Source organism: Pseudomonas sp. p106, from assembly GCF_003936645.1.
Taxonomy (GTDB): domain Bacteria; phylum Pseudomonadota; class Gammaproteobacteria; order Pseudomonadales; family Pseudomonadaceae; genus Aquipseudomonas; species Aquipseudomonas putida_E.
Genome location: NZ_RHQR01000035.1, coordinates 1 through 21360, shown reverse-complemented (window position 1 = coordinate 21360; position 21360 = coordinate 1). Strand labels below are relative to the sequence as shown.

Genomic DNA, 21360 nt, shown 5'->3' with positions numbered 1-21360 from the left:
TCGACCTTTGCCAGTGTGAGGCTCTGATGTCCCGGGGCTGCTTTGCAGCCCAATCGCCGGCAAGCCGGCTCCCACAGGTTCACCACCAAGCCTGAGATTGGTGTGAATCTGTGGGAGCCGGCTTGCCGGCGATGAGGCCAGTACAGAAATACGCGATCAGGCGCGCTTGTTGAAACTTGCAAGCGCTGGCAGCAACTGCTTGTCGATCGCCTGGCGCACCGCCGGCAGAATCGTCGCACTGCCCGTGTACATCTGCTCGACCATGCCCTTGAGCGCCCGCGCATTAGGCTCGGTCAGCCCACGCACCACCGCCTCGCAGGCCTGCTCGGCACTGGCCCCGGCAGGGATGTCGAACCCGCGCGCGCGCAGTTGGCCGGCGAGGTCGTCCTGATCAATCAAATCCGCATGCATCATGGCTGTTGTCCCTTTTATCGCGAAAAGAGTGCTGCTGTGATTTACGACCGATTCTGTGTCGCCAGCGACACGGCCGCAACCACAGAATGCCGGCATGACTGCTTTGGCTAAGAACAGGTCGTTCCCGGCTAATTCCCAGTGCCGGGATGAACGCACACTGGCCTCATTCACGGTACCGCAGGGTTTGGTCACCCTCACACATGCACAGTGGATGTTGCTCGCTCTTGGCCCCGCTGGCTCACGGCTTTGCGGGGTTATTTTTTGCCTGTTGCTCATTCCTTTCAAATGCGGACCTGACATTTCTGCCAGATGACGATGCAGGAGTATCTCTGCTCTCCTATTGCAAATGGATATCCACAGGAGTGGACACTGTGAAAGCAGCAAGCTGGAAGACATGTCTGGCAGGGTCCGCGTTGTTAATGATGTGGGGGTGTTCCACATCGATAGCAACTACAAGTACCCCCACACGCGCAGCACCTCAACTCTTTACCCTTGAACAGACTCAGGATCGCCAGGCGCTGCAACGCACCGCAACGGGTCAACTGGCCACTCTGTTGGCGGACCCTGCGAATGCCGAGATCACGCTTGTGAAAGTTGATCCGCAGTTGGTCAGCCAGCAGAACAAAGAGCTGGCTGTCAGTTTGCCGGACGGGAAAACGGCGCAGTTTCGCTTGCGCGATTACACTGCCATTACGTCAGGCATTGTCGGTTGGGTCGGTTACCTGTCATCGACGTGGAAGCAAGCGCATGGGGGTTCGTCTTCAGAGATCGATAATGATCCGCTGTTCTACCTGTCGCTGGCCCGTGCGGGCGACACACTTGTGGGCGACCTGACCATCGATGGTCAACCCTATCGGCTGCAACCTTTAGATTCAGGGCAACATGTGTTGATTCGTATTGATGAATCAAAGCTGGCGCCTGAGGCTGAACCTTTGTTGCCCTTGGGCACTGCAGCGCCCGACCCTACCATCGGTAAGGCTGCCCAGTCGGCACACAGTACGATCCGCGTGCTTTTTATGGCCACCGATCAAAGAAAACTTAGGAACCCTGAATACAAGATCGAGTTGGCCCTCGCGCTGAACAATGCCAATCAGTACATGAAAAACAGCAATGTTCCGATAACCTATCAATTGGCAGGCTATTACGAAGGTCCGTATGACGAGACGGGAAGAAGTTACAAAGAGCAACTGAATGACATGCGTTTGGCACAACCTTTTGCACAACAGCTGCTGGCCATACGGGAAGCGCTGCGCGCTGATCTAGTGTCGATGTACTCCACGGCGACGGAGTACTGTGGAATGGCGTGGCTTACCACAGGCAAGCTTCAGGGACATTCGGTTATCTCATGCTCATCCTCCCTGGCGCACGAACTCGGTCATAACCTGGGCGCTAACCACAATTGGGAGCCGGGCAATGCCATAGGCAACCCGCCCTATATGTTCGGCTATCGCTACACGGCAGGTACTCCGCGCTTCAGTACCCAGATGTCTTACGGCTGCTCGCCGGCGTGCCCAAGGATCGCGTATCACTCCAACCCTCGCCTGACATACCAGGGCATCCCGCTGGGAACAACGCAAAACCACGATGTTGCGCGGCGTTTTAACGAGCGCCGAGATACAGTCGCCAACTTCTACCCTTCGTCACTTGAGACCGGTTCAGCCCTGATCAACAAGAAACGGCTCGAAGAGGGCAAGGCAGCGTGTGCCACTGTCAACCAATACCGCGAGGTGCAACTGAACACCTGCCCTGCGACCAGCGATGAAGCAGAGCTTGAGTTCCGATGGAAAGCCCTGGCCAAGCGTACTTCATACAGCATTGGCTACAAGGCGGATGGCGCTGAGTGCCTAGGTCAACCCTTGGTGAATGGGGGCTACCGTCTCAGAGCCTGTCCAGCCCTTGGCGCGCCAGGCAGAGATATCAGCTGGCTATTAAAGCCACAGGGTTCGGACGGGATGATGCTTGAAGACCTGAACGACAAAGGGCAATGTCTTGCCTCTCGCAGTCGGGACAATGTTGTCGTGAAACAACCCTGCGATAGCCTTGATGCTGCCCAACGTTGGCTGTGGCCTGCCGCAATCGAAGCGCTGTCGCAGGCCAACCCTGCTTACACAGAGCATTGAAGGAAACGTTGATGGCAGCGCAAGCACTGGTGAAGCTGCCATCAGCGTTCAGGTTGGAATCTTCATCACTCGGCCACTGAAAGCCGGTGTTGGCAGGTCGTCTTGCTGGTGTAGGAGTTGCTGCATCGTTTGCACACTCATCTCGCTGAATGGCGTCGACTTGGGCCCTGCCAGGTTGACGTGAAGGAGCATCTGTTCACTGGCGGCCAGCGCTTCGCCGATGTCTGACCGGTGCAGGCTGTGGTACAGGTGCAGGCGTTTTTGATCAAAACCGATTATCTGCGTCTGCACCCACACCTCGGTACCGAGCTTCACCTCATGCAGGTAATTGATGTGCGCCTCGAGGGTGAACAGCGAGTGGCCACTCTGGCCGCGGCTGTCGGCATCCAGGCCGATGCGCTCCATCAGCGCATCGGTGGCGTAGCTGAAGATCAGCAGGTAATAGGCATCGCGCAGGTGGCCGTTGTAGTCGACCCAGTCCTCCTGGACTGGGGTGCGGTAGGTGATCAGTGCGGGCATCGTGGTCTCCTCAGTCGCTGAACGACATGCCGTGGCTGGCCTTGCTGGTCTTCACCGCTTCCAGCACCGCCAGCAGGGTGTCATCACGATAGCGCTCCAGCGCGGCGATGCTGCGTTCGCCCAGTTGCTCGGCGGTGCCGTCCACCACATCGTCGATCAGCTTGTCGGTAAGCTCCGGTGCCGGCAGGTAGGTCCAGGGCAGTTTCAGCGCCGGGCCGAACTGCGACATGAAGTGGCGCATGCCGGCATCGCCACCGGCCAGGGTGTAGGTCAGGAAGGTGCCCATGAACGACCAGCGCAGGCCAGCGCCGAAGCGGATGGCATCATCGATTTCGCCAGTAGTAGCCACACCGTCGTTGACCAGGTGCAGCGCCTCGCGCCACAGCGCTTCGAGCAGGCGGTCGGCGATGAAGCCCGGCACTTCCTTGCGCACGTGTAGCGGGCGCATGCCGAGCGCGGTGTAGATGGTTTTTGCGGCGTCGATCGCCTCAGGCGAAGTACGGTTACCGCCGACGATTTCCACCAATGGCAGCAGGTAGACCGGGTTGAACGGGTGGCCGACCACGCAGCGTTCGGGGTGAGTGGAGGCCTCATAGAACTCGCTGGGCAACAGCCCCGAGGTACTGGAGCCGATGATCGCGTTCGGCTTGGCCGCGGCGCTGATCTTTGCATGCAGGTCGAGCTTGAGGTCCAGGCGTTCGGGTGCGCTTTCCTGGATGAAGTCGGCGTCACGCACACACGCCTCGATGGTGCTGACGAAGGTCAGGCGCTCCTGTGCTGCGCCAGGGGCCAGGCCTTGTTTTTCAAGCGCCGGCCAGGCGTTGGCGACACGCTTGCGCAAGGCCTGCTCGGCGCCGGGTGCCGGGTCCCAGGCGACCACATCCAGGCCATGGGCCAGCGCGCGGGCAACCCAGCCGCTGCCGATCACGCCACTACCCAGGGCGGCGAAGGTCTTGATCTCGGTGATGAAAGGCATATCGGACTCCGGGGTATCAGCGGCGTTTGAGGTTCATTTTTTCCCGGCCTTCTGCCGGGGTGAGGATGCGCCCACCCATGCGGGTGATGATTTCGCTCGCGCGCTCCACCAGTTGGCCATTGCTGGCCAACACGCCTTTGTCCAAGTACAGGTTGTCTTCAAGGCCCACCCGTACGTTGCCGCCCAGCAGCACCGCCTGTGCCGCCATGGGCATCTGCATGCGGCCGATGCCGAAGCCGGCCCAGGTGACGTCGGCAGGCAGGTTGTCGACCATGGCTTTCATGGTGGTGGTGTCGGCCGGCGCGCCCCACGGTATGCCCAGGCACAGCTGGAACAGCGGGTCATGCAGCAGGCCTTCCTTGATCATCTGCTTGGCGAACCACAGGTGGCCGGTGTCGAAGATTTCCAGTTCGGCTTTTACGCCCAGTTCGGTGATGCGTTTGGCGCCGGCGCGCAATTGCGCCGGTGTGGAGACGTAGATGGCGTTGCCGTCGCCGAAGTTGAGGGTGCCGCAATCGAGCGTGCAGATTTCCGGCAGCAGTGCTTCGATGTGGGCCAGGCGCTCCAGCGGGCCGATCAGGTCGGTGCCCGGGCCAAACTCCATGGGCGACTCGCCCGGGCCGATTTCCAGGTCGCCGCCCATGCCGGCGGTGAGGTTGACGATGATGTCCACGTCGGCTTCGCGGATGCGTTCCATGACCTCGCGGTACAGGTTCACGTCGCGGCTGAAACGGCCGGTTTGCGGGTCGCGGACGTGGCAGTGGACCACGGTGGCGCCGGCTTTGGCGGCCTCTAGGGCGGACTCGGCGATCTGCTTGGGGGTGACCGGGACCAGGTGGCTCTTGGCGACCGTGTCGCCGGCGCCGGTGAGGGCGCAGGTGATGATGACGTCGTGGTTCATGGTGGTTCCTTGTCAGGGTTGTGGTGGCCCAATCGGCGTAGGAGCGGCCTTGTGTCGCGAAGGGGGCGCATAGCGGCCCTTGGGTTTGTGCAGCGCGCACAGATCCTGGGGCCGCGTTGCGGCCCTTTCGCGACGCAAGGCCGCTCCTACAGGCGATGAGGCCCTGTCAGTTGGCGGTGAGCTTGAGGTTGTCCGCCGCAGGCTTGCCATCGAAGGTGGTTACCCCTTCAAGCCAGCGCGCCTTGTCCTCGGGGTGGTCCTTGAGCCACTGGCGGGCCGACTCCAGCGCGTCCTTGTGGTCGAGCAGCGGCTGCATCATGCGGCTCTCGTCTTCGGCGCTGAATTTCAGGTTGGCCAGCAGGCGATGGGCGTTGGGGCAGCGTTGGGCGTAGTCCGGCGCGGTGACGGTCCACACCGTGGCGCGGCCTTCGTCAGGGCCCAGGGCATCCTGGCTGTCACCCAGGTAGACCATGTCGATGTTCACGTTCATCGGGTGCGGCGCCCAGCCGAAGAACACCACGGCCTGCTTGCGGCGCACAGCGCGGTCGACTGCGGCGAGCATGCCGGCCTCGCTGGACTCGACCAGCTGGAACTTGCCCAGGCCGAACTGGTTCTTGGCGATCATCGCCTTGATCTGGGTGTTGGCGCCGGACCCGGGCTCGATGCCGTAGATCTTGCCGCCCAGCTCTTTCTCGAACTTGTGGATATCTGCGAAGCTCTTCAGGCCTTTGTCGGCCAGGTACTTGGGTACGGCCAAGGTGGCCCGGGCATCTTCCAGGCTGGGTGCGTCGAGCACCTTGACCTGCTGGGCATCGATGAACGGCGTGATGGTCTGGGTCATGATCGGGTTCCAGTAACCCAGGAACATGTCCAGGCGCTTGTCGCGGATGCCGGCAAAGATGATCTGCTGCGAGGCGCTGGTCTGTTTGGTCTGGTAACCCAGGCCGTCGAGCAACACTTGCGCCATGGCGCTGGTGGCGATGACGTCGGTCCAGTTGACCACGCCAAGGCGTACGTTCTTGCAGGCCGCGGGTTCGGCGGCGAAAAGCGGTGTGGCAACGATGCTGCTCAGGGCAAGGGACAACAGGCTGCGGCGGATCAAGCTGTGCATGGTGGCTCTCCATCGGCAGTGCATATTGTTATTGAGGGCGGCCTCTGCGGACCGTGTGAATACGCTACGCTGGCCGCACCTTGGCCAAGCGCACGCTGGCGACAGGAATTAGCACCTGGGCGACCAGTTTCTGTGGAGTAGGGGATGATGGAGACGATTGCCTTTCTGTTGGTGTCGGGTTTTTCCGCCATGGGGTTCATTTCGGCGCTGGAACCATTGCGGGTGGCCAATCGTTTTGGCGGGCCGTTGTACCGGTGGCAGGTGCTCAGCCTGGACGGCGAGGCGGTGCTGGCGAGCAACGGCATGTCGGTCAATGCCGATGCCGCGCTGGGGGAGGGTGAGCCCGCCAATATCCTGCTCGTGGTAGCGGGCTTCGAGCCATTGGCCAATGTCGCGCCGAAGCTGCTGCATGCGCTGCGTCGGCTGCACCATGACGCGGTCATGCTGGGGGGCATCGATACGGGGGCGATGGTACTTGCCGAGGCGGGCTTGCTGGACGGCTACCGGGCGACATTGCACTGGGAAGCGCTCGAGGCGTTCAAGGAGCGCTACCCGGGCCTTCAGGCGACGCAGGAGCTGTTCGAGATTGACCGCAGCCGCATCACCTGTGCCGGCGGCACCGCTTCGATCGATTTGATGCTGCACCTGATTGCCCAGTCTCACGGCAGCGACCTGGCGGTAAAGGTGTCCGAGCAGTTCGTGCTGGGTCGTATTCGTCAGCGTCAGGACCACCAGCGCATGCAGATCGGTGCGCGTTACGGTATCAGCAACAAGAAGTTGGTCCATGCCATTGGCGAAATGGAAAAACATACCGAGCCACCCCTGAGCACGCTGGACCTGGCCGCTGCGATCAAAGTGACACGGCGCCAACTGGAGCGCTTGTTTCGTATGTACCTAAATGAAACACCCAGTAGTTTTTACCTTGCTCTACGGCTGGACAAGGCGCGTCAGCTGTTGACCCAAACTGACATGTCGGTGACCGAGGTCAGCCTTGCGTGCGGCTTTGAACTGCCATCGTATTTCACGCGGCGCTACAAGCTGAGGTTTGGAAAGTGCCCACGGGAGGAGCGCCAACCTGCGCGTTCAAAATAGCTTCATTCCAGTTTGCGTTTTAGAACGGCTAACAGCTTTTCGCGGTTTCTGGCCTGCAGGTCTTTGCGCAATGACGCGAATTCGCCCATGTTGAAGCGTGCGCCCAGATGGTCAAATATCAGGTTCAACTTCTGGGTGGGTTCGACAGGGTCGGTCTTGCAGTAGACATAGAACAGGATGGCAACGGGAATTTCGTCCCCTTCATGATCCATTTCAATGCTCAGATGTGAAGAAGCGTTCATGACGTTAAAGGTGTGCATTCCCGCAGATTGCATTGCGGCTTTGACGTTTTCTTCAACGCTCTTGAACCAAGGCCCTTTTTCGCGTAGCGGGGGTATATAGCCACTGTACACATCGCTCAATGCGTGCAGGTGCGGCTCGTATGAAATGGCTTGATGCGTATGTTCGAACAACGTGAACTTCAACGATTGCAAGGTGGCGATAACGACCGTGAACCATTGCTCAGGCTGGGTCTCCATCGAGTACTTTTCATTGGCCACGGCCTGTGAATAACGAAGACACAGCTGCAAGTCTTCCCATGTTTCCAGTGTTAGCCATGGCGCGGGCTTGATGTTCAGCCGCTCTTCGAATATTCGGGTGTCCAGGCTTGCATCGCTCATGCGGCATCGCTCCTTGATGAATGCACATGATGGGAACCGGGTACCCGGAAATCCTGATACCCGGCCTCGCTATTTAGATAGCGAGGAAGGCGGCGATGTCGCCTTTGATCTTTTCATTCACAAGATCACGCGCAGCATCGAAGTGACGAACGCTGAACGTACCCTGTTGCGACGCGCGATAGACGCGGGTCGACGTCTTGTCGATTTTGCGGGTCAGGGCGCCTTCACGCTCGATTTTCGAGTCGTAGCTGGCCTGGAAGCTGGTCATGTGCATCACAGGCAAACCTTGTGGCGTCATTTCGCATTGGGCCACTACGAAGTTGCTCGATTTGCCGGATTCGCTATGGCTGTGCTTTTCCAGGTGGGCCTTGACTTCCGGCTTCTGCACGACGATTTGCAGAACACGCTTGGCACAGGCCATGCGACGAGGGTCGCGAGCCACGCTGATGGTGATGGATTTGGTCATCAGCTCTGCCAAGGTCAGGTTGTCTTCATCAATCGCATCTTCGGCATGTGCCGCACCCGTCATGGTCCAGCCGAACTTGATCAGGCCATCGTTGTAGAAGTTGTACCACTCGCGCTGCTGGGTTTCCTTGTCGAACTTCTTGTTGGCCAGTTCGGTCATCAACCGCATACCTGCCAGGATGTCTTCGGCAATGCCCGCAGGCACATTTTCAGCGAATACGCAGATCGTCTGGCCGGTAGCGGCTACGCGCTCTTGGCCTTCTTTGCGGATTTTTTCCATTTCAACTTTGATGTCAGCCATTTCGGTGTTCCTTGATAGTTGAGGATTCCAAGGCGCACGTTGCAAGCACGTGGCCTTGGCGCACTATCGAGAAATGGCGCAGTGACTATCAGCAGCAGGTTGTTCCTCTGGAGAAGATCTTTCAATCACTGCCTGGATCAATCTTCCGGTGCCGGCTCATCACTGTTCTGCGAGCCCAGGCTGCGCAAATACTCCGATCGCTCATCGCTGCGTTGGGCGACGCAGCTGTTCCATGCCGTCTGGTAGGCCTTGCTGCCTGGCTGTTCGGCATGGGTTTCGACTTTGCAGTCGGCATCGCGCAGTTGGCTCCAGAGCTTTTCGGCGGATTCGATCCGCGACTGCAGGCCAGCTTCGTCGTCATACTGCTCGCGCATGCGTTGAAGCAGGTCGTCGTAGGTCGACTTCAGCTCACGCTCGGCGGTCTGCTTGTTGAATGCCGCACACTCGAACGTCTGCTGGTCGTTCTCGACATTGTCGCAAGGCGTGCTTTCTTCCTCACCGGCCTGGGCCCCGCTCACGACGGCCAGCAGCACCAGCCATGCCATTGATTTCATCCGTTTTCTCCTCAACAGGCTGTCGAATCGCTGGGATTCTCGCTCAGCCAGAGCCCGCGCGATAGGCCCCTGACCAAATGTTCATGTAAGGGCGGCAAAGGGTCGTTATCGAGACTGTCTCGCATCCCCGAACGGCATGCCAGACGCGGTCATGTCGCGCATTGACGCTTTCGGCAAACCCCCTGTCGTTTTTGCATCGGGGCGCCCTTGGGCACAGGCATATGCTGGCCCCAAAGCGCCGGCACAATGTTCGGCACGAACCCACTCAATAAAAGGGGACAGCCTGATGAGCCCAGCCGAGCTTCACGCCGACAGCATCGTTATCGACGGTTTGATCATCGCCAAGTGGAACCGCGAACTGTTCGAGGACATGCGCAAAGGCGGGCTGACCGCAGCCAACTGCACGGTGTCGGTCTGGGAAGGCTTCAAGGCCACCGTCGACAACATCGCTGCCAGCCAGAAGCTGATCCGCGACAACAGCGACCTGGTGATGCCAGTGCGCACTACCGCCGACATCCGCAAGGCCAAGGAACTGGGCAAGACCGGTATCCTCTTCGGCTTCCAGAATGCTCACGCCTTCGAAGACCAGATTGCCTACGTGGATGTGTTCAAGCAGCTGGGCGTGGGCATCGTGCAGATGTGCTACAACACCCAGAACCTGGTCGGTACAGGCTGCTATGAGCGTGATGGCGGGCTGTCCGGTTTCGGCCGCGAGATCGTCGCCGAGATGAACCGCGTGGGCATCATGTGCGACCTGTCCCACGTTGGCTCCAAGACTTCCGAAGAGGTCATCCTGGAATCGAAAAAACCGGTCTGCTACTCCCACTGCCTGCCCTCGGGCCTCAAAGAACACCCGCGCAACAAGTCGGATGAAGAGCTGAAGTTCATCGCCGACCATGGCGGCTTCGTCGGCGTGACCATGTTCGCGCCGTTCCTGGCCAAGGGCATCGACTCCACCATCGACGACTACGCCGAAGCCATCGAGTACACCATGAACATCGTCGGTGAAGACGCCATCGGCATCGGCACCGACTTCACCCAAGGCCACGGCCAGGACTTCTTCGAGTACCTGACCCACGACAAGGGTTACGCCCGTCGCCTGACTAATTTCGGCAAGATCATCAACCCGCTGGGCATCCGCACCGTCGGCGAGTTCCCCAACCTCACCGAGACCTTGCTCAAGCGCGGCCATTCCGAGCGTGTGGTGCGCAAGATCATGGGCGAGAACTGGGTAAACGTTCTCAAGGACGTCTGGGGCGAGTAAGCCGCTCTCCAAGCCTTAAGGCCCCGGCCAGCAACGTCGGGGCAGCCAAAAACAAATTTTTATGGAGTTGAGTTTCCATGGCCAAGATCGCCCCGCAATTGCCAATCGAAGTCGACAGCGAAACCGGTGTCTGGACCAGCGACGCCTTGCCGATGCTGTATGTGCCGCGTCATTTCTTCGTCAACAACCACATGGGCATCGAGGAAGTGCTGGGCGCCGACGCCTATGCCGAGATCCTCTACAAGGCAGGCTACAAGTCGGCCTGGCACTGGTGCGAGAAGGAAGCCGAGTGCCATGGCCTGGAAGGCGTGGCGGTTTTCGAGCACTACATGAAGCGCCTGTCCCAGCGTGGCTGGGGCCTGTTCGAGATCCAGGACATCGACCTGGACAAAGGCACCTGCAGCGTCAAGCTCAAGCACTCGGCGTTCGTGTACGTGTATGGCAAGTGCGGCCGCAAGGTCGACTACATGTTCACCGGCTGGTTCGCCGGCGCAATGGACCAGATTCTCGCTGCCCGTGGCAGCTCGATCCGCACCGTGGCCGAGCAGGTCTATGGCGGGTCGGAAGAAGGCCACGAAGATGGCCTGTTCGTTACAAAGCCGTTGTAAGCCGGAGATAGCGTCATGGCATTCGAAGCAATGTTCCAGCCGATCCAGATCGGCAAACTGACCATCCGCAACCGCGTGCTCAGCACCGCGCACGCCGAGGTCTACGCCACTGACGGCGGCATGACCACCGACCGCTATGTGAAGTACTACGAAGAGAAGGCCAAGGGTGGCATCGGCCTGGCGATCTGCGGCGGCTCGTCCGTGGTGGCCATCGACAGCCCGCAGGAATGGTGGTCGTCGGTCAACCTGTCGACCGACCGCATCATCCCGCACTTCCAGAACCTGGCCGACGCCATGCACAAGCATGGCGCCAAGATCATGATCCAGATTACCCACATGGGCCGCCGCTCGCGCTGGGACGGTTTTAACTGGCCGACCCTGATGTCGCCTTCCGGCATCCGTGAGCCCGTGCACCGCGCCACCTGCAAGACTATCGAGGTGGAAGAGATCTGGCGCGTGATCGGCAACTACGCGCAGGCCGCGCGCCGTGCCAAGGAAGGCGGCCTGGACGGCGTCGAGCTTTCGGCTGTGCACCAGCACATGATCGACCAGTTCTGGAGCCCGCGGGTCAACAAACGTACTGACGAGTGGGGCGGCACCTTCGAAGGCCGCATGAAGTTCGGCATGGAAGTGCTCAAGGCGGTGCGCGCCGAAGTCGGTGACGACTTCTGCGTGGGCATGCGTATCTGTGGTGACGAGTTCCACCCCGATGGCCTCAGCCACGAGGATATGAAGCAGATCGCCGCCTACTACGATGCTACCGGCATGATCGACTTCATCGGCGTGGTCGGCTCGGGTTGCGATACCCACAACACCCTGGCCAACGTCATTCCCAACATGAGCTACCCGCCAGAGCCGTTCCTGCACCTGGCAGCCGGCATCAAGGAAGTGGTCAAGGTCCCGGTGCTGCACGCGCAGAACATCAAAGACCCGAACCAGGCCACGCGTATCCTCGAAGGCGGCTACGTGGACATGGTCGGCATGACCCGTGCGCACATCGCCGACCCGCACCTGATCGCCAAGATCAAGATGGGCCAGATCGACCAGATCAAGCAGTGTGTCGGTGCCAACTATTGCATCGACCGCCAGTACCAGGGCCTGGATGTGCTGTGCATCCAGAACGCCGCGACCTCCCGTGAATACATGGGCGTGCCGCACATCATCGAGAAGACCACCGGCGTCAAGCGCAAGGTGGTGGTGGTCGGTGCTGGCCCTGCCGGCATGGAAGCGGCGCGCGTTGCTGCCGAACGCGGCCACGACGTGACCCTGTTCGAGAAGAAGGACCAGATCGGCGGGCAGATCACCATCGCCGCCAAGGCGCCGCAGCGTGACCAGATTGCCGGTATCACCCGCTGGTACCAGCTGGAGCTGGCACGCCTGAAGGTCGACCTGCGCCTGGGTACTGCCGCTGACGTGGCGACCATTGAAGACCTGCGCCCGGACGTCATCGTGCTGGCAGTAGGCGGGCACTCGTTCCTGGAACAGAACGAGCACTGGGGCGCTGCCGAAGGCTTGGTGGTCAGCAGCTGGGACGTGCTCGACGGCAAGGTTGCGCCGGGCAAGAACGTGCTGGTGTACGACACCATCTGCGAATTCACCGGCATGTCGGTGGCCGACTTCATCGCCGACAAGGGCAGCCAGGTCGAAATCGTCACCGACGACATCAAGCCGGGCGTTGCCATGGGCGGCACCAGCTTCCCGACCTATTACCGCAGCATGTACCCCAAAGAAGTGATCATGACTGGCGACATGATGCTGGAAAAGGTCTACCGCGAAGGCGACAAGCTGGTGGCGGTGCTGGAGAACGAATACACCGGCGCCAAGGAAGAGCGCGTGGTCGACCAGGTGGTGGTCGAGAACGGTGTGCGCCCTGACGAAGCGCTGTACTACGCGCTCAAGGAAGGCTCGCGCAACAAGGGCCAGATCGACGTGGAGGCGCTGTTCGCCATCAAGCCACAGCCGATCCTCAGCCAGCCGGGCGAAGGCTACCTGCTGTACCGCATCGGCGACTGCGTGGCCCAGCGCAACGTACATGCGGCGATCTACGACGCCTTGCGCCTGTGCAAGGATTTCTGATCGCACCGCCTCTCTAGGGGCGGGACCGGCCCCCCGTGTAGGAGCGGCCTTGTGTCGCGAAAGGGTCGCGAAGCGGCCCCAAGATCTATAGTGCTGTGAAGATCTTGGGGCCGCTTCGCGACCCTTTCGCGACACAAGGCCGCTCCTACATGGGGTCCGCGCTGGCCTTCGGGGCAGCGCAAGAATCCAGCTGTTGTGGGAGCCCCCCATGTTGAACACCCTGTTACCCATCCTGCTGTTCGCTGCCCTTGGCCTGGCGGTGCTCGGCGCCCTGCGCCGGGTGCGCATGTGGCGGCGTGGCCGAGCCTCCCACGTCGACCTGATCGGCGGCCTGCTGGCCATGCCGCGGCGCTACCTGGTGGACCTGCACCACGTGGTCGAGCGCGACAAGTACATGTCCAAGACCCACGTGGCCACTGCGGGCGGCTTTGTACTGTCGGCGGTGCTGGCAATCCTGGTGCACGGCTTCGGCCTGCAGAGCAAGATCCTTGGCTACGCCTTGCTGGTGGCGACTGTAATCATGTTCACCGGTGCCATCTTCGTCTTCAAGCGCCGGCTCAACCCGCCATCGCGCCTGTCCAAAGGCCCATGGATGCGCCTGCCGAAAAGCCTGCTGGTGTTCGCCGCAAGCTTCTTCATCGCCACCTTGCCGGTGGCCGGCATCCTGCCCGCCAACACCGGCGGCTGGGTGATGGTCGCGGTACTTGGCCTGGGCGTGCTGTGGGGCGTGTCGGAGCTGTTCTTCGGCATGACCTGGGGCGGCCCGATGAAACATGCCTTCGCCGGGGCCCTGCACCTGGCCTGGCACCGCCGCGCCGAACGCTTCGGCGGTGGCCGTTCAACCGGCCTGAAACCGCTGGACCTGGAAGACCCGAACGCCCCGCTGGGGGTGGAAAAGCCGGTGGACTTCACCTGGAACCAGCTGTTGGGCTTCGACGCCTGCGTGCAGTGCGGCAAATGTGAGGCGGTGTGCCCGGCGTTCGCTGCGGGCCAGCCGCTGAACCCGAAAAAACTCATTCAGGACATGGTCATCGGCCTGGCCGGTGGCACCGATGCCAAGTTCGCCGGCAGCCCGTACCCTGGCAAGCCGATCGGCGAACACGGCGGTAATCCACACCAACCGATCGTCAACGGCCTGGTCGACGCCGAAACACTGTGGTCGTGCACCACCTGCCGTGCCTGCGTCGAGGAATGCCCGATGATGATCGAGCATGTCGATGCCATCGTCGACATGCGCCGCCACCTCACCCTAGAAAAGGGCGCGACCCCGAACAAGGGCGCCGAGGTGCTGGATAACCTGATCGCGACCGACAACCCGGGCGGCTTTGCTCCAGGCGGGCGGATGAACTGGGCCGCTGACCTTAACCTGAACCTGCTGTCTGACGTGAAAACCACCGAAGTGCTGTTCTGGGTCGGTGACGGCGCGTTCGACATGCGCAACCAGCGCACCCTGCGGTCGTTCGTCAAAGTACTCAAGGCCTCGGGCGTGGACTTCGCCGTGCTCGGCCTGGAAGAGCGTGACAGCGGCGATGTGGCGCGCCGCCTGGGTGACGAAGCGACCTTCCAGCAGTTGGCCAAACGCAATATCCAGACCCTGGCCAAGTACAAGTTCCAGCGCATCGTCACTTGCGACCCGCACAGCTTCCATGTGCTGAAGAACGAATACGGCGCGTTGGGCGGCGACTACCAGGTGCAGCACCACAGCACCTACATCGCCGAACTGATCGCAGCCAGCAAGCTCAACCTCGGCCAGCACAAGGGCGGCAGCGTCACCTATCACGACCCGTGCTACCTGGGCCGCTACAACGGCGAATACGAGGCCCCGCGGCAAGTGTTGAAGGCGCTGGGTATCGAAGTGCGCGAAATGCAGCGCTCGGGGTTCCGTTCCCGCTGCTGCGGCGGTGGCGGAGGTGCGCCGATCACCGACATCCCGGGCAAGCAACGTATCCCCGACATGCGCATGGATGACATTCGCCAGACCCAGGCCGAGCTGGTGGCGGTGGGATGCCCGCAGTGCACTGCGATGCTCGAAGGGGTGGTCGAACCGCGCCCACAGATCAAGGACCTCGCCGAGTTGGTAGCCGATGTGCTGATCGAAGAGGAAACGCCCGCGGCCCCAAAGTCGCCAACGGTAGAACGTGAACCTGCGGAGGTGCACTGATGAGCGACATCATCCGCCGCGACCCACGCGCCGAGTGGATCGCCCGTAACCGCCTGCATCCGCTGCATGCGGCGCTGCAGACGCAACAAACCCGCTGGCTGGGGCCCAATGGCCTGATGCGCAAGAACCCGCATGCCATTGCCGCCGGTTTCATCGGCCCCAATGGCCTCAAGCGCATCGACCGTAGCGGTGCTCAACAGGGCACCGCTGGCGGCGGGCGGCGTAGCGCGGCGGCCGAAGTGCAATTGCCGCTGCATCAGGTGCCAGCGCCTGCGTTCTACATCGCCGTGGTGCCCGACATGGTGGGCGGCCGCCTCAGTAGCCATGACCGTGACCTGCTCGGCCTCGCCCACAGCCTGGCCGGCAGTGACGGCGCGGTATTGGCCGTGGTGTTTGGTGAGCACAAGGAAAGCAAGTTTTCCACAGCGGGTGTCGACCGCTTGCTGGTCATCGACGGCGAACAGTTCGAAGGTTATGCACCGGAGCAACGGGTGCAGGGCCTGCGCGCTGTGGATAACCAGTTCACGCCACGCCATTGGTTGTTGCCCGATAGCCGCACCGGCGGTGGCGAACTGGGCCGGCGCTGGGCTGCGGCCTTGGGCGAACGCCCGGCAACGCGCGTCTGGCAGGTCAAGGACGGCCAGTGCATCGGCCGTGCTGGTGCGGGTCAGCAGGACCTGCAACGCGCGGTGCCGCGCCTGATCCTGGGCGCCGCCGAATGCGCCGAACCGGTCAGCGAAACCCGGCACGAAGCATTGCCGGTGGAGTTGTCCACAGGCGTGGTGCGCAGCCTGCCACGCATCGAGGACCTTGGTTCGGTGGCCGTCGACCCGGCGACCATCGCCATGGCCGAGGCCGAATTCATCGTCTCGGGGGGCAACGGCGTCAAGGATTGGGACCTCTACCACCAGGCGACTGCTGCCCTGGGGGCAACCGAGGGTGCTTCGCGGGTGGCGGTGGACGATGGCTTCATGCCGCGTAACCGCCAGGTGGGCGCAACCGGCACCTGGGTTACCGCACGGGTCTATGTGGCTGTGGGTATCTCTGGTGCGATCCAGCACCTGCAAGGCATCGGTGCCTGCGACAAAGTGGTGGCGATCAACATGGACCCGGGCTGCGACATGATCAAACGGGCCGACCTGTCGGTGATTGGCGACAGCTCGGCGATTCTGAAGGCTTTGATCGAGGCTGTGGACAACTTCCGCAGCGGCGGCCAGCGCGACGCAGCATAGGGGCATGAGCATGAGTACTAAAGTCATCAGCCTGGTTTCCGTCGGTGCCCACCCGAGCTCCGGCCGCGCCCGCCGCGCCGAGCAGGATGCCCGTGCGGTGGAGCTGGGCTTGCAGCTGGCTGGGGATAACTTGCAGGTGGTGCATGCTGGCGACCCGCATGAAGAGGCATTGCGTGCTTACCTGGGCATGGGCCTGGACCACCTCGATGTGCTAGAGCAGCCCGCAGGAGCCGATGTGCTGGGCGTGCTTGGGGATTACCTGCGTGATGCCGGTGCGCAGCTTGTGCTAACGGGTAGCCAGGCTGAAACCGGCGAGGGTTCGGGCATGTTGCCGTTCCTGCTGGCCGAGAAACTGGGTTGGCCGCTGATAGTCGGCCTGGCCGAAGTGGAATCGATCGACAACGGCACCGCTCAGGTCCTGCAGGCGCTGCCCCGTGGGCAGCGGCGCAGGCTGAAGGTACGTCTTCCGTTGCTGGCAACTGTGGATAACGCGGCGGCCAAACCGCGGCAGAGCGCGTTCGGTCCGGCCCGGCGCGGTGTGTTGGCGGCGCGCAATGTCGCCATCGTCGAGGATGAACTGCTGGGCGAAGCGCAGTTGCAACCAGCCCGCCCAAGGCCCAAGCGCCTGAAGGTGATCAAGGCCAAAAGCGGCGCCGACCGGATGAAGGCCGCGACGGCCAAGGCCAGTGGTGGTGGCGGTAAGGTCTTGAAAGACGTTTCTCCACAAGAAGGCGCCGAGGCGATTCTCAAGTTGCTGGTGGAGGAGGGCGTATTGCGCTGAGGTTACCCACGGAATCTGTTCGCCAAGGTGTGGATAAAGTGTTTGTCAAACGCTGCAAGCCAGCAAGGACGCCGTCTTGAAGGATATGATCAAATAATCGCCAATTACTGCAAACCTGGGTCTAAACACCACGGCCCCTAAGGTTTTGCTCTGTTATCCACAGCAGTTATCAATATCCCTATGACTTGCCCACAATGTCTGTTAGTCAACCTGTGGGCAAGTTGTTTGGTAAGTGCTACAGCCATTGCTTTCAAAGGCTTGCAGGGTTTTGATCAAAAAATGATCTGACGAGGCTGGCCTTCGCTCCGGTCCAGCTGTAACTGTCATTTCTGCCAGTTAACGTTCCATACAGCCCTTGTTAACGTTAGGGCAAAAATGGTCTGGAGCGTTGCCATGGGCACGACCACACTGCTGGCAACTGATCTCCAGCGCACCGTGCTGCGCAGCGGGCATACCCTGTATCGACGCTATACCCCCTATGGCGGGTTCAGGCCGGATGATGGCGCTTGGTTGGGGTTTTCAGACGCCCACCTTGATCACGCCAGTGGCTGCTACTTGCTGGGTAACGGACACCGTGCCTTTAGCCCGGCACTGATGCGCTTTGGTTCGCCTGACCGACTCAGCCCATTCGCTCGGGGTGGGCTAAATGCTTACGCTTATTGCCTTGGGGACCCGATCAACCATCGCGATCCGACGGGGCAGGAGGCCGCAGACTATCTGTTTCCCATCCTGAGCATCCTTTCCAACCTTGCGGGTGCGTTCACCAGTGGTCTACGGCTGCGATCGATGTGGCGAACCCGCCATATGCATCAAGCAACGGGATCCTATCCTGCCAGCCGTGGTGGCGTTATGACCTATGGCACCGTGGAAAGTCATACATCACCGCCGTCATCGGTCGATTGGGCGCTCACAGGGATAAGTGGTGTCAGTGCCGTTGCAGGCATTACCCTGGGCATCAGCCGAACCGTGGAGCCAGGAGAAGACTGGCAGACATGGGCGTTGGCGACCCTGACCGTCATATCGCTGGGCACATCGGTCAAAGAAGTGTGGTCGTTGGCTCAGGCCAGGTCGTGGGAGCGTTATCCCATCACCCCTGTGCGGATCGAACCCAACCGGGCAGGTTCAGCAAGCCCGAGGTCTTCGGCTCCGAGGTTAAGTCTCGAGCCTGCAAACGCCATAAGGCAATCGTAGAGCGGGCTTGAGCCAGTGGCGGGCGCCACTGGCCGAAGGTGAACGGCTACTTACTGAGCCTGCACTTCCTTGAGGTACGCAGCCGGCTCTGCACCAAGGTTCTCCAGCACGCGCTGGCTGTACCAATCGATGAAGTTCACCACACCAAACTCATAAGTCTTCGAGTACGGCCCTGGCTGGTACGCCGTGGAGTTGATCCCGCGCTGGTTCTCCTCGGCCAGGCGACGATCCTGGTCGTTGGTCGCATCCCACACCTTGCGCATACGTTCAGGGTCGTAATCGACACCTTCCACGGCATCCTTGTGCACCAGCCACTTGGTGGTGACCATGGTCTCCTGGGCGCTGATCGGCCATACGGTGAAGACGATCATGTGGTCGCCCATGCAATGGTTCCACGAGTGCGGCAGGTGCAGGATGCGCATCGAGCCCAGGTCCGGGTTCTTGATACGGCCCATCAGCTTCTGGCAGGCCTGCTTGCCGTCCATGGTCATCGACACGGTGCCCTTGAGCAGCGGCATGCGCACGATGCGGTTACGCAGGCCATGGCTCTTGTGCAGGTACGGGATCTTCTCGGCTTCCCAGGCTGCGGCGGAGGCGGCCACGTGGTCCTTGAATTCCTGGCTGGCGCGCGGGTCGTTGGTGTCGTCCCACTCCAGCAGGGTTTGCAGCAGCTCCGGGTGTGAGCCGGAGCAGTGGTAGCACTCGCGGTTGTTTTCCAGCACCAGCTTCCAGTTGGCCTTTTCCATCAAGGTGGTTTGCACTGCCACCTTGGTGTTCTCCATGTCATACGGTTCCATGTAGTGGTCCAGGGTGGCCAGGAACTCGTCGATAGCAGGTGGGTTTTCCGCCAGGCTGATGAAGATGTAGCCACCGGCGACCTTTACGTTCACAGGTTTCAGGCCGTATTCCTTCATGTCGAAGTCGGCGCCCATTTCAGTACCTGCGAACAGCAGGCGGCCGTCCAGTTCATACGTCCACTGGTGGTAATGGCAGACCAGCTTCGCCACTTTGCCTTTCTCGCTGACGCACAGGCGCGAGCCGCGATGGCGGCAGACGTTGTGGAAGGCATGCACCTTACCTTCGCTACCGCGCACCACGATGATCGGGTTCTTGCCGATCTGCAGGGTGATGTAGTTGCCCTTGGCCGGGATTTCGCACGTCATGCCGGCAATCAGCCATTCCTTGTGGAAGATCTCCTGCATGTCGATCTGGAACAGACGCTCGTCGGTGTAGAACGGCTGGGGCAGCGAGTAGGTGCGCTCGCGGGTCTGCAGCATCTCGGCGGTGGCCTTGCGTGCAGGTTCCAGTGGATCGCCCAGGCTCAGGGTTGCGGTGACGTCCATCGTGTAATCCTCGGGGCCGTATGCGGCCGGCAAAAGGTGGCTAATCGTTGTTGTGGTGCCGCAAGAGCATCTGTCAAAAAACAGCAGGTTCTTTTGCCGTGGAGTGTGCGTCCGAAGACGCCGCGAACCGTATCCATGGGCGACATGGCCGATTTGAATTACGACGCCCCAGCCCTTGTAGCACGGGGCTGGTCGCGATAAGCACGCCGATGTCGCAGGCAGGAATGTGCGGCGCCTTCAGCTTGCGCATTATCGCAGCCATGAAAAGGGCCAATTGTCGGCCGCTGGAGATGAACATGTCCGATACTTTCCTCAATCCGGTCACCACCCAGACCTGGGCCAATGGCCGCCACATCGTGCGCTGCGTCAAGGTCATCCAGGAGACCTGGGACGTGCGCACCTTCTGCTTCATGGCCGACCAGCCGATCATGTTCTTCTTCAAGCCTGGGCAGTTCGTCACCCTGGAGCTGGAGATCGAAGGCAAGCCGGTGATGCGTTCCTATACCATCTCCAGTTCGCCGTCGGTGCCCTACAGCTTCTCGATCACGGTCAAGCGGGTGCCAGGCGGGCATGTGTCCAACTACCTGCACGACACCATGCACGAGGGCTTTGAAGTGCCGGTGCATGGCCCGGTGGGGCTGTTCAACGCCATCGACTTCCCGGCGGGCAAGGTGCTGTACCTCTCCGGCGGTGTCGGTATCACGCCGGTGATGTCCATGGCGCGCTGGTTCTACGACACCAACGCCAATGTCGACATGGTCTTCGTGCACAGCGCCCGCTCGCCCAAAGACATCATCTACCACCGCGAACTGGAGCAGATGGCGTCACGCATCCCCAACTTCAGCCTGCACATCATTTGCGAGAAGCACGGCCTGGGTGAGCCTTGGGCGGGTTATCGCGGCTATCTGAACCAGCGGCTGATGGAGTTGATCGCGCCTGACTACATGGAGCGCACGGTGTTCTGCTGCGGCCCGACGCCATACATGACCGCGGTCAAGCGCATGCTCGAGGCTGTCGGCTTTGACATGAAGAACTACCACGAGGAGTCGTTCGGCGCGACGCCGGCAGAGGCCAAGGCCGATGCTGTGGAGCATGCCGAGCAGGCGGCCGATGCGCCGGAAGTGGACGTGTCCGAGCTCAACCTGGTGGAGTTCATCGGCAGCGAGAAGAGCATCCGGGTTGCCCCGGGCGAGACCGTGCATGCGGCGGCGGCCAAGGTTGGCCTGATGATTCCCAAAGCCTGCGGCATGGGCATTTGCGGGACGTGCAAGGTGCTCAAGCTGGGCGGGGAAGTGGAGATGGAGCACAACGGCGGGATTACCGAAGAAGACGAGGCCGAGGGCTACATTCTGTCTTGCTGCAGCGTACCGAAAGGGGATGTGCGGATCGATTACTGATCCGGAAATTGCTGGGGCTGCCTTGCAGCCCAATCGCCGGCAAGCCGGCTCCCACAAGGTTCGGCAGCGCTGCTGTCAATGGCACAGCTGGCACAGATCTTTGTGGGAGGTTCGGCAGCGCTGCTGTCAATGGCACAGCTGGCACAGATCTTTGTGGGAGATTCTATGGTTGTAAACAACGGTCTTTAGGCCGTTCTGCTTACGTATTCCTCCTTCTTCTTCATCAGGGCAAAT

General features: G+C 61.0%; 19 protein-coding genes. 10 read left to right on the top strand and 9 right to left on the bottom strand.

The window, feature by feature from the left end; translation table 11 throughout:
- Positions 1-156 precede the first annotated feature (156 nt).
- Entirely contained in the window at positions 157-414 is a 258-nt protein-coding gene (locus EGJ09_RS26010; RefSeq protein ID WP_039604371.1) for a hypothetical protein, read from the bottom strand.
- Between the two features lie 224 nt (positions 415-638).
- On the opposite strand from EGJ09_RS26010, the gene EGJ09_RS26005 reads away from it, so the two are divergent.
- Complete coding sequence (locus EGJ09_RS26005) at positions 639-2534, top strand: zinc-dependent metalloprotease family protein (RefSeq protein WP_158621148.1); 1896 nt, start codon at positions 639-641, stop codon at positions 2532-2534.
- A gap of 48 nt (positions 2535-2582) precedes the next feature.
- Here the strand turns inward: EGJ09_RS26005 and EGJ09_RS26000 are convergent, their stop codons facing one another.
- The 4 genes from EGJ09_RS26000 to choX form a co-directional block, all read right to left on the bottom strand.
- Positions 2583-3053, bottom strand: coding sequence for a thioesterase family protein (locus tag EGJ09_RS26000; protein WP_125925151.1), 471 nt, complete (start codon positions 3051-3053; stop codon positions 2583-2585).
- Positions 3054-3063: 10 nt separating this feature from the next.
- On the bottom strand, positions 3064-4029 hold the full coding sequence (locus EGJ09_RS25995) for an L-carnitine dehydrogenase (protein ID WP_115273094.1): 966 nt from the start codon (positions 4027-4029) through the stop codon (positions 3064-3066).
- A gap of 16 nt (positions 4030-4045) precedes the next feature.
- Positions 4046-4930 (bottom strand): 3-keto-5-aminohexanoate cleavage protein, encoded by an 885-nt coding sequence (locus EGJ09_RS25990; protein ID WP_125925150.1) that lies wholly within the window; start codon positions 4928-4930, stop codon positions 4046-4048.
- Positions 4931-5096: 166 nt separating this feature from the next.
- A complete protein-coding gene (gene choX, locus EGJ09_RS25985) occupies positions 5097-6041 on the bottom strand; it encodes a choline ABC transporter substrate-binding protein (protein ID WP_046787502.1) in 945 nt (314 codons plus the stop codon).
- A 144-nt stretch (positions 6042-6185) separates the two neighbouring features.
- Between choX and EGJ09_RS25980 the strand changes: the two genes are divergently transcribed.
- Positions 6186-7133, top strand: coding sequence for a GlxA family transcriptional regulator (locus EGJ09_RS25980; RefSeq protein ID WP_115273093.1), 948 nt, complete (start codon positions 6186-6188; stop codon positions 7131-7133).
- 2 nt (positions 7134-7135) lie between these two features.
- Here EGJ09_RS25980 and EGJ09_RS25975 read toward each other — a convergent pair whose 3' ends face one another.
- From EGJ09_RS25975 to EGJ09_RS25965, 3 genes are all read right to left on the bottom strand, one after another.
- Positions 7136-7753 carry a hypothetical protein gene (locus EGJ09_RS25975; protein ID WP_125925149.1) on the bottom strand — a complete coding sequence of 206 codons (618 nt, stop codon included), beginning with the start codon at positions 7751-7753 and terminating at the stop codon, positions 7136-7138.
- Between the two features lie 73 nt (positions 7754-7826).
- On the bottom strand, positions 7827-8519 hold the full coding sequence (locus EGJ09_RS25970; protein WP_115273091.1) for a hypothetical protein: 693 nt from the start codon (positions 8517-8519) through the stop codon (positions 7827-7829).
- A gap of 137 nt (positions 8520-8656) precedes the next feature.
- Positions 8657-9073, bottom strand: a complete 417-nt coding sequence (locus tag EGJ09_RS25965; RefSeq protein ID WP_115273090.1) for a lysozyme inhibitor LprI family protein — start codon at positions 9071-9073, stop codon at positions 8657-8659.
- 286 nt (positions 9074-9359) lie between these two features.
- Here EGJ09_RS25965 and EGJ09_RS25955 point away from each other — a divergent pair, with 286 nt between their 5' ends.
- From EGJ09_RS25955 to EGJ09_RS25925, 7 genes are all read left to right on the top strand, one after another.
- The gene (locus EGJ09_RS25955; RefSeq protein WP_003257506.1) at positions 9360-10337 is read left to right on the top strand and encodes a dipeptidase; all 978 of its coding nucleotides are present in this window, start codon (positions 9360-9362) and stop codon (positions 10335-10337) included.
- A 77-nt stretch (positions 10338-10414) separates the two neighbouring features.
- On the top strand, positions 10415-10945 hold the full coding sequence (locus tag EGJ09_RS25950) for a DUF5943 domain-containing protein (protein ID WP_012316656.1): 531 nt from the start codon (positions 10415-10417) through the stop codon (positions 10943-10945).
- 15 nt (positions 10946-10960) lie between these two features.
- Positions 10961-13021, top strand: coding sequence for a dimethylglycine demethylation protein DgcA (gene dgcA / locus EGJ09_RS25945; RefSeq protein WP_046787505.1), 2061 nt, complete (start codon positions 10961-10963; stop codon positions 13019-13021).
- A 208-nt stretch (positions 13022-13229) separates the two neighbouring features.
- Positions 13230-15182, top strand: a complete 1953-nt coding sequence (dgcB, locus tag EGJ09_RS25940) for a dimethylglycine demethylation protein DgcB (RefSeq protein ID WP_125925147.1) — start codon at positions 13230-13232, stop codon at positions 15180-15182.
- The gene (locus EGJ09_RS25935) at positions 15182-16414 is read left to right on the top strand and encodes an electron transfer flavoprotein subunit alpha/FixB family protein (protein WP_125925146.1); all 1233 of its coding nucleotides are present in this window, start codon (positions 15182-15184) and stop codon (positions 16412-16414) included. The genes dgcB and EGJ09_RS25935 overlap by 1 nt, the downstream gene beginning before the upstream one ends.
- Before the next feature lie 10 nt (positions 16415-16424).
- On the top strand, positions 16425-17195 hold the full coding sequence (locus EGJ09_RS25930; protein ID WP_119687907.1) for an electron transfer flavoprotein subunit beta: 771 nt from the start codon (positions 16425-16427) through the stop codon (positions 17193-17195).
- Between the two features lie 393 nt (positions 17196-17588).
- Entirely contained in the window at positions 17589-18386 is a 798-nt protein-coding gene (locus EGJ09_RS25925) for an RHS repeat-associated core domain-containing protein (protein WP_256658468.1), read from the top strand.
- 50 nt (positions 18387-18436) lie between these two features.
- Here EGJ09_RS25925 and gbcA read toward each other — a convergent pair whose 3' ends face one another.
- Positions 18437-19729 (bottom strand): glycine-betaine demethylase subunit GbcA, encoded by a 1293-nt coding sequence (gbcA, locus tag EGJ09_RS25920; protein ID WP_012316650.1) that lies wholly within the window; start codon positions 19727-19729, stop codon positions 18437-18439.
- 296 nt (positions 19730-20025) lie between these two features.
- Between gbcA and gbcB the strand changes: the two genes are divergently transcribed.
- On the top strand, positions 20026-21126 hold the full coding sequence (gene gbcB, locus EGJ09_RS25910) for a glycine-betaine demethylase subunit GbcB (RefSeq protein ID WP_119687905.1): 1101 nt from the start codon (positions 20026-20028) through the stop codon (positions 21124-21126).
- Positions 21127-21360 lie beyond the last annotated feature (234 nt).

Coding starts and splice junctions, on each gene's coding strand:
- EGJ09_RS26010 (WP_039604371.1), bottom strand. CDS start 414: ATGATGCATGCGGATTTGATTGATCAGGACGACCTCGCCGGCCAACTG.
- EGJ09_RS26000 (WP_125925151.1), bottom strand. CDS start 3,053: ATGCCCGCACTGATCACCTACCGCACCCCAGTCCAGGAGGACTGGGTC.
- EGJ09_RS25995 (WP_115273094.1), bottom strand. CDS start 4,029: ATGCCTTTCATCACCGAGATCAAGACCTTCGCCGCCCTGGGTAGTGGC.
- EGJ09_RS25990 (WP_125925150.1), bottom strand. CDS start 4,930: ATGAACCACGACGTCATCATCACCTGCGCCCTCACCGGCGCCGGCGAC.
- choX (WP_046787502.1), bottom strand. CDS start 6,041: ATGCACAGCTTGATCCGCCGCAGCCTGTTGTCCCTTGCCCTGAGCAGC.
- EGJ09_RS25980 (WP_115273093.1), top strand. CDS start 6,186: ATGATGGAGACGATTGCCTTTCTGTTGGTGTCGGGTTTTTCCGCCATG.
- EGJ09_RS25975 (WP_125925149.1), bottom strand. CDS start 7,753: ATGAGCGATGCAAGCCTGGACACCCGAATATTCGAAGAGCGGCTGAAC.
- EGJ09_RS25970 (WP_115273091.1), bottom strand. CDS start 8,519: ATGGCTGACATCAAAGTTGAAATGGAAAAAATCCGCAAAGAAGGCCAA.
- EGJ09_RS25965 (WP_115273090.1), bottom strand. CDS start 9,073: ATGAAATCAATGGCATGGCTGGTGCTGCTGGCCGTCGTGAGCGGGGCC.
- EGJ09_RS25955 (WP_003257506.1), top strand. CDS start 9,360: ATGAGCCCAGCCGAGCTTCACGCCGACAGCATCGTTATCGACGGTTTG.
- EGJ09_RS25950 (WP_012316656.1), top strand. CDS start 10,415: ATGGCCAAGATCGCCCCGCAATTGCCAATCGAAGTCGACAGCGAAACC.
- dgcA (WP_046787505.1), top strand. CDS start 10,961: ATGGCATTCGAAGCAATGTTCCAGCCGATCCAGATCGGCAAACTGACC.
- dgcB (WP_125925147.1), top strand. CDS start 13,230: ATGTTGAACACCCTGTTACCCATCCTGCTGTTCGCTGCCCTTGGCCTG.
- EGJ09_RS25935 (WP_125925146.1), top strand. CDS start 15,182: ATGAGCGACATCATCCGCCGCGACCCACGCGCCGAGTGGATCGCCCGT.
- EGJ09_RS25930 (WP_119687907.1), top strand. CDS start 16,425: ATGAGTACTAAAGTCATCAGCCTGGTTTCCGTCGGTGCCCACCCGAGC.
- EGJ09_RS25925 (WP_256658468.1), top strand. CDS start 17,589: ATGGGCACGACCACACTGCTGGCAACTGATCTCCAGCGCACCGTGCTG.
- gbcA (WP_012316650.1), bottom strand. CDS start 19,729: ATGGACGTCACCGCAACCCTGAGCCTGGGCGATCCACTGGAACCTGCA.
- gbcB (WP_119687905.1), top strand. CDS start 20,026: ATGTCCGATACTTTCCTCAATCCGGTCACCACCCAGACCTGGGCCAAT.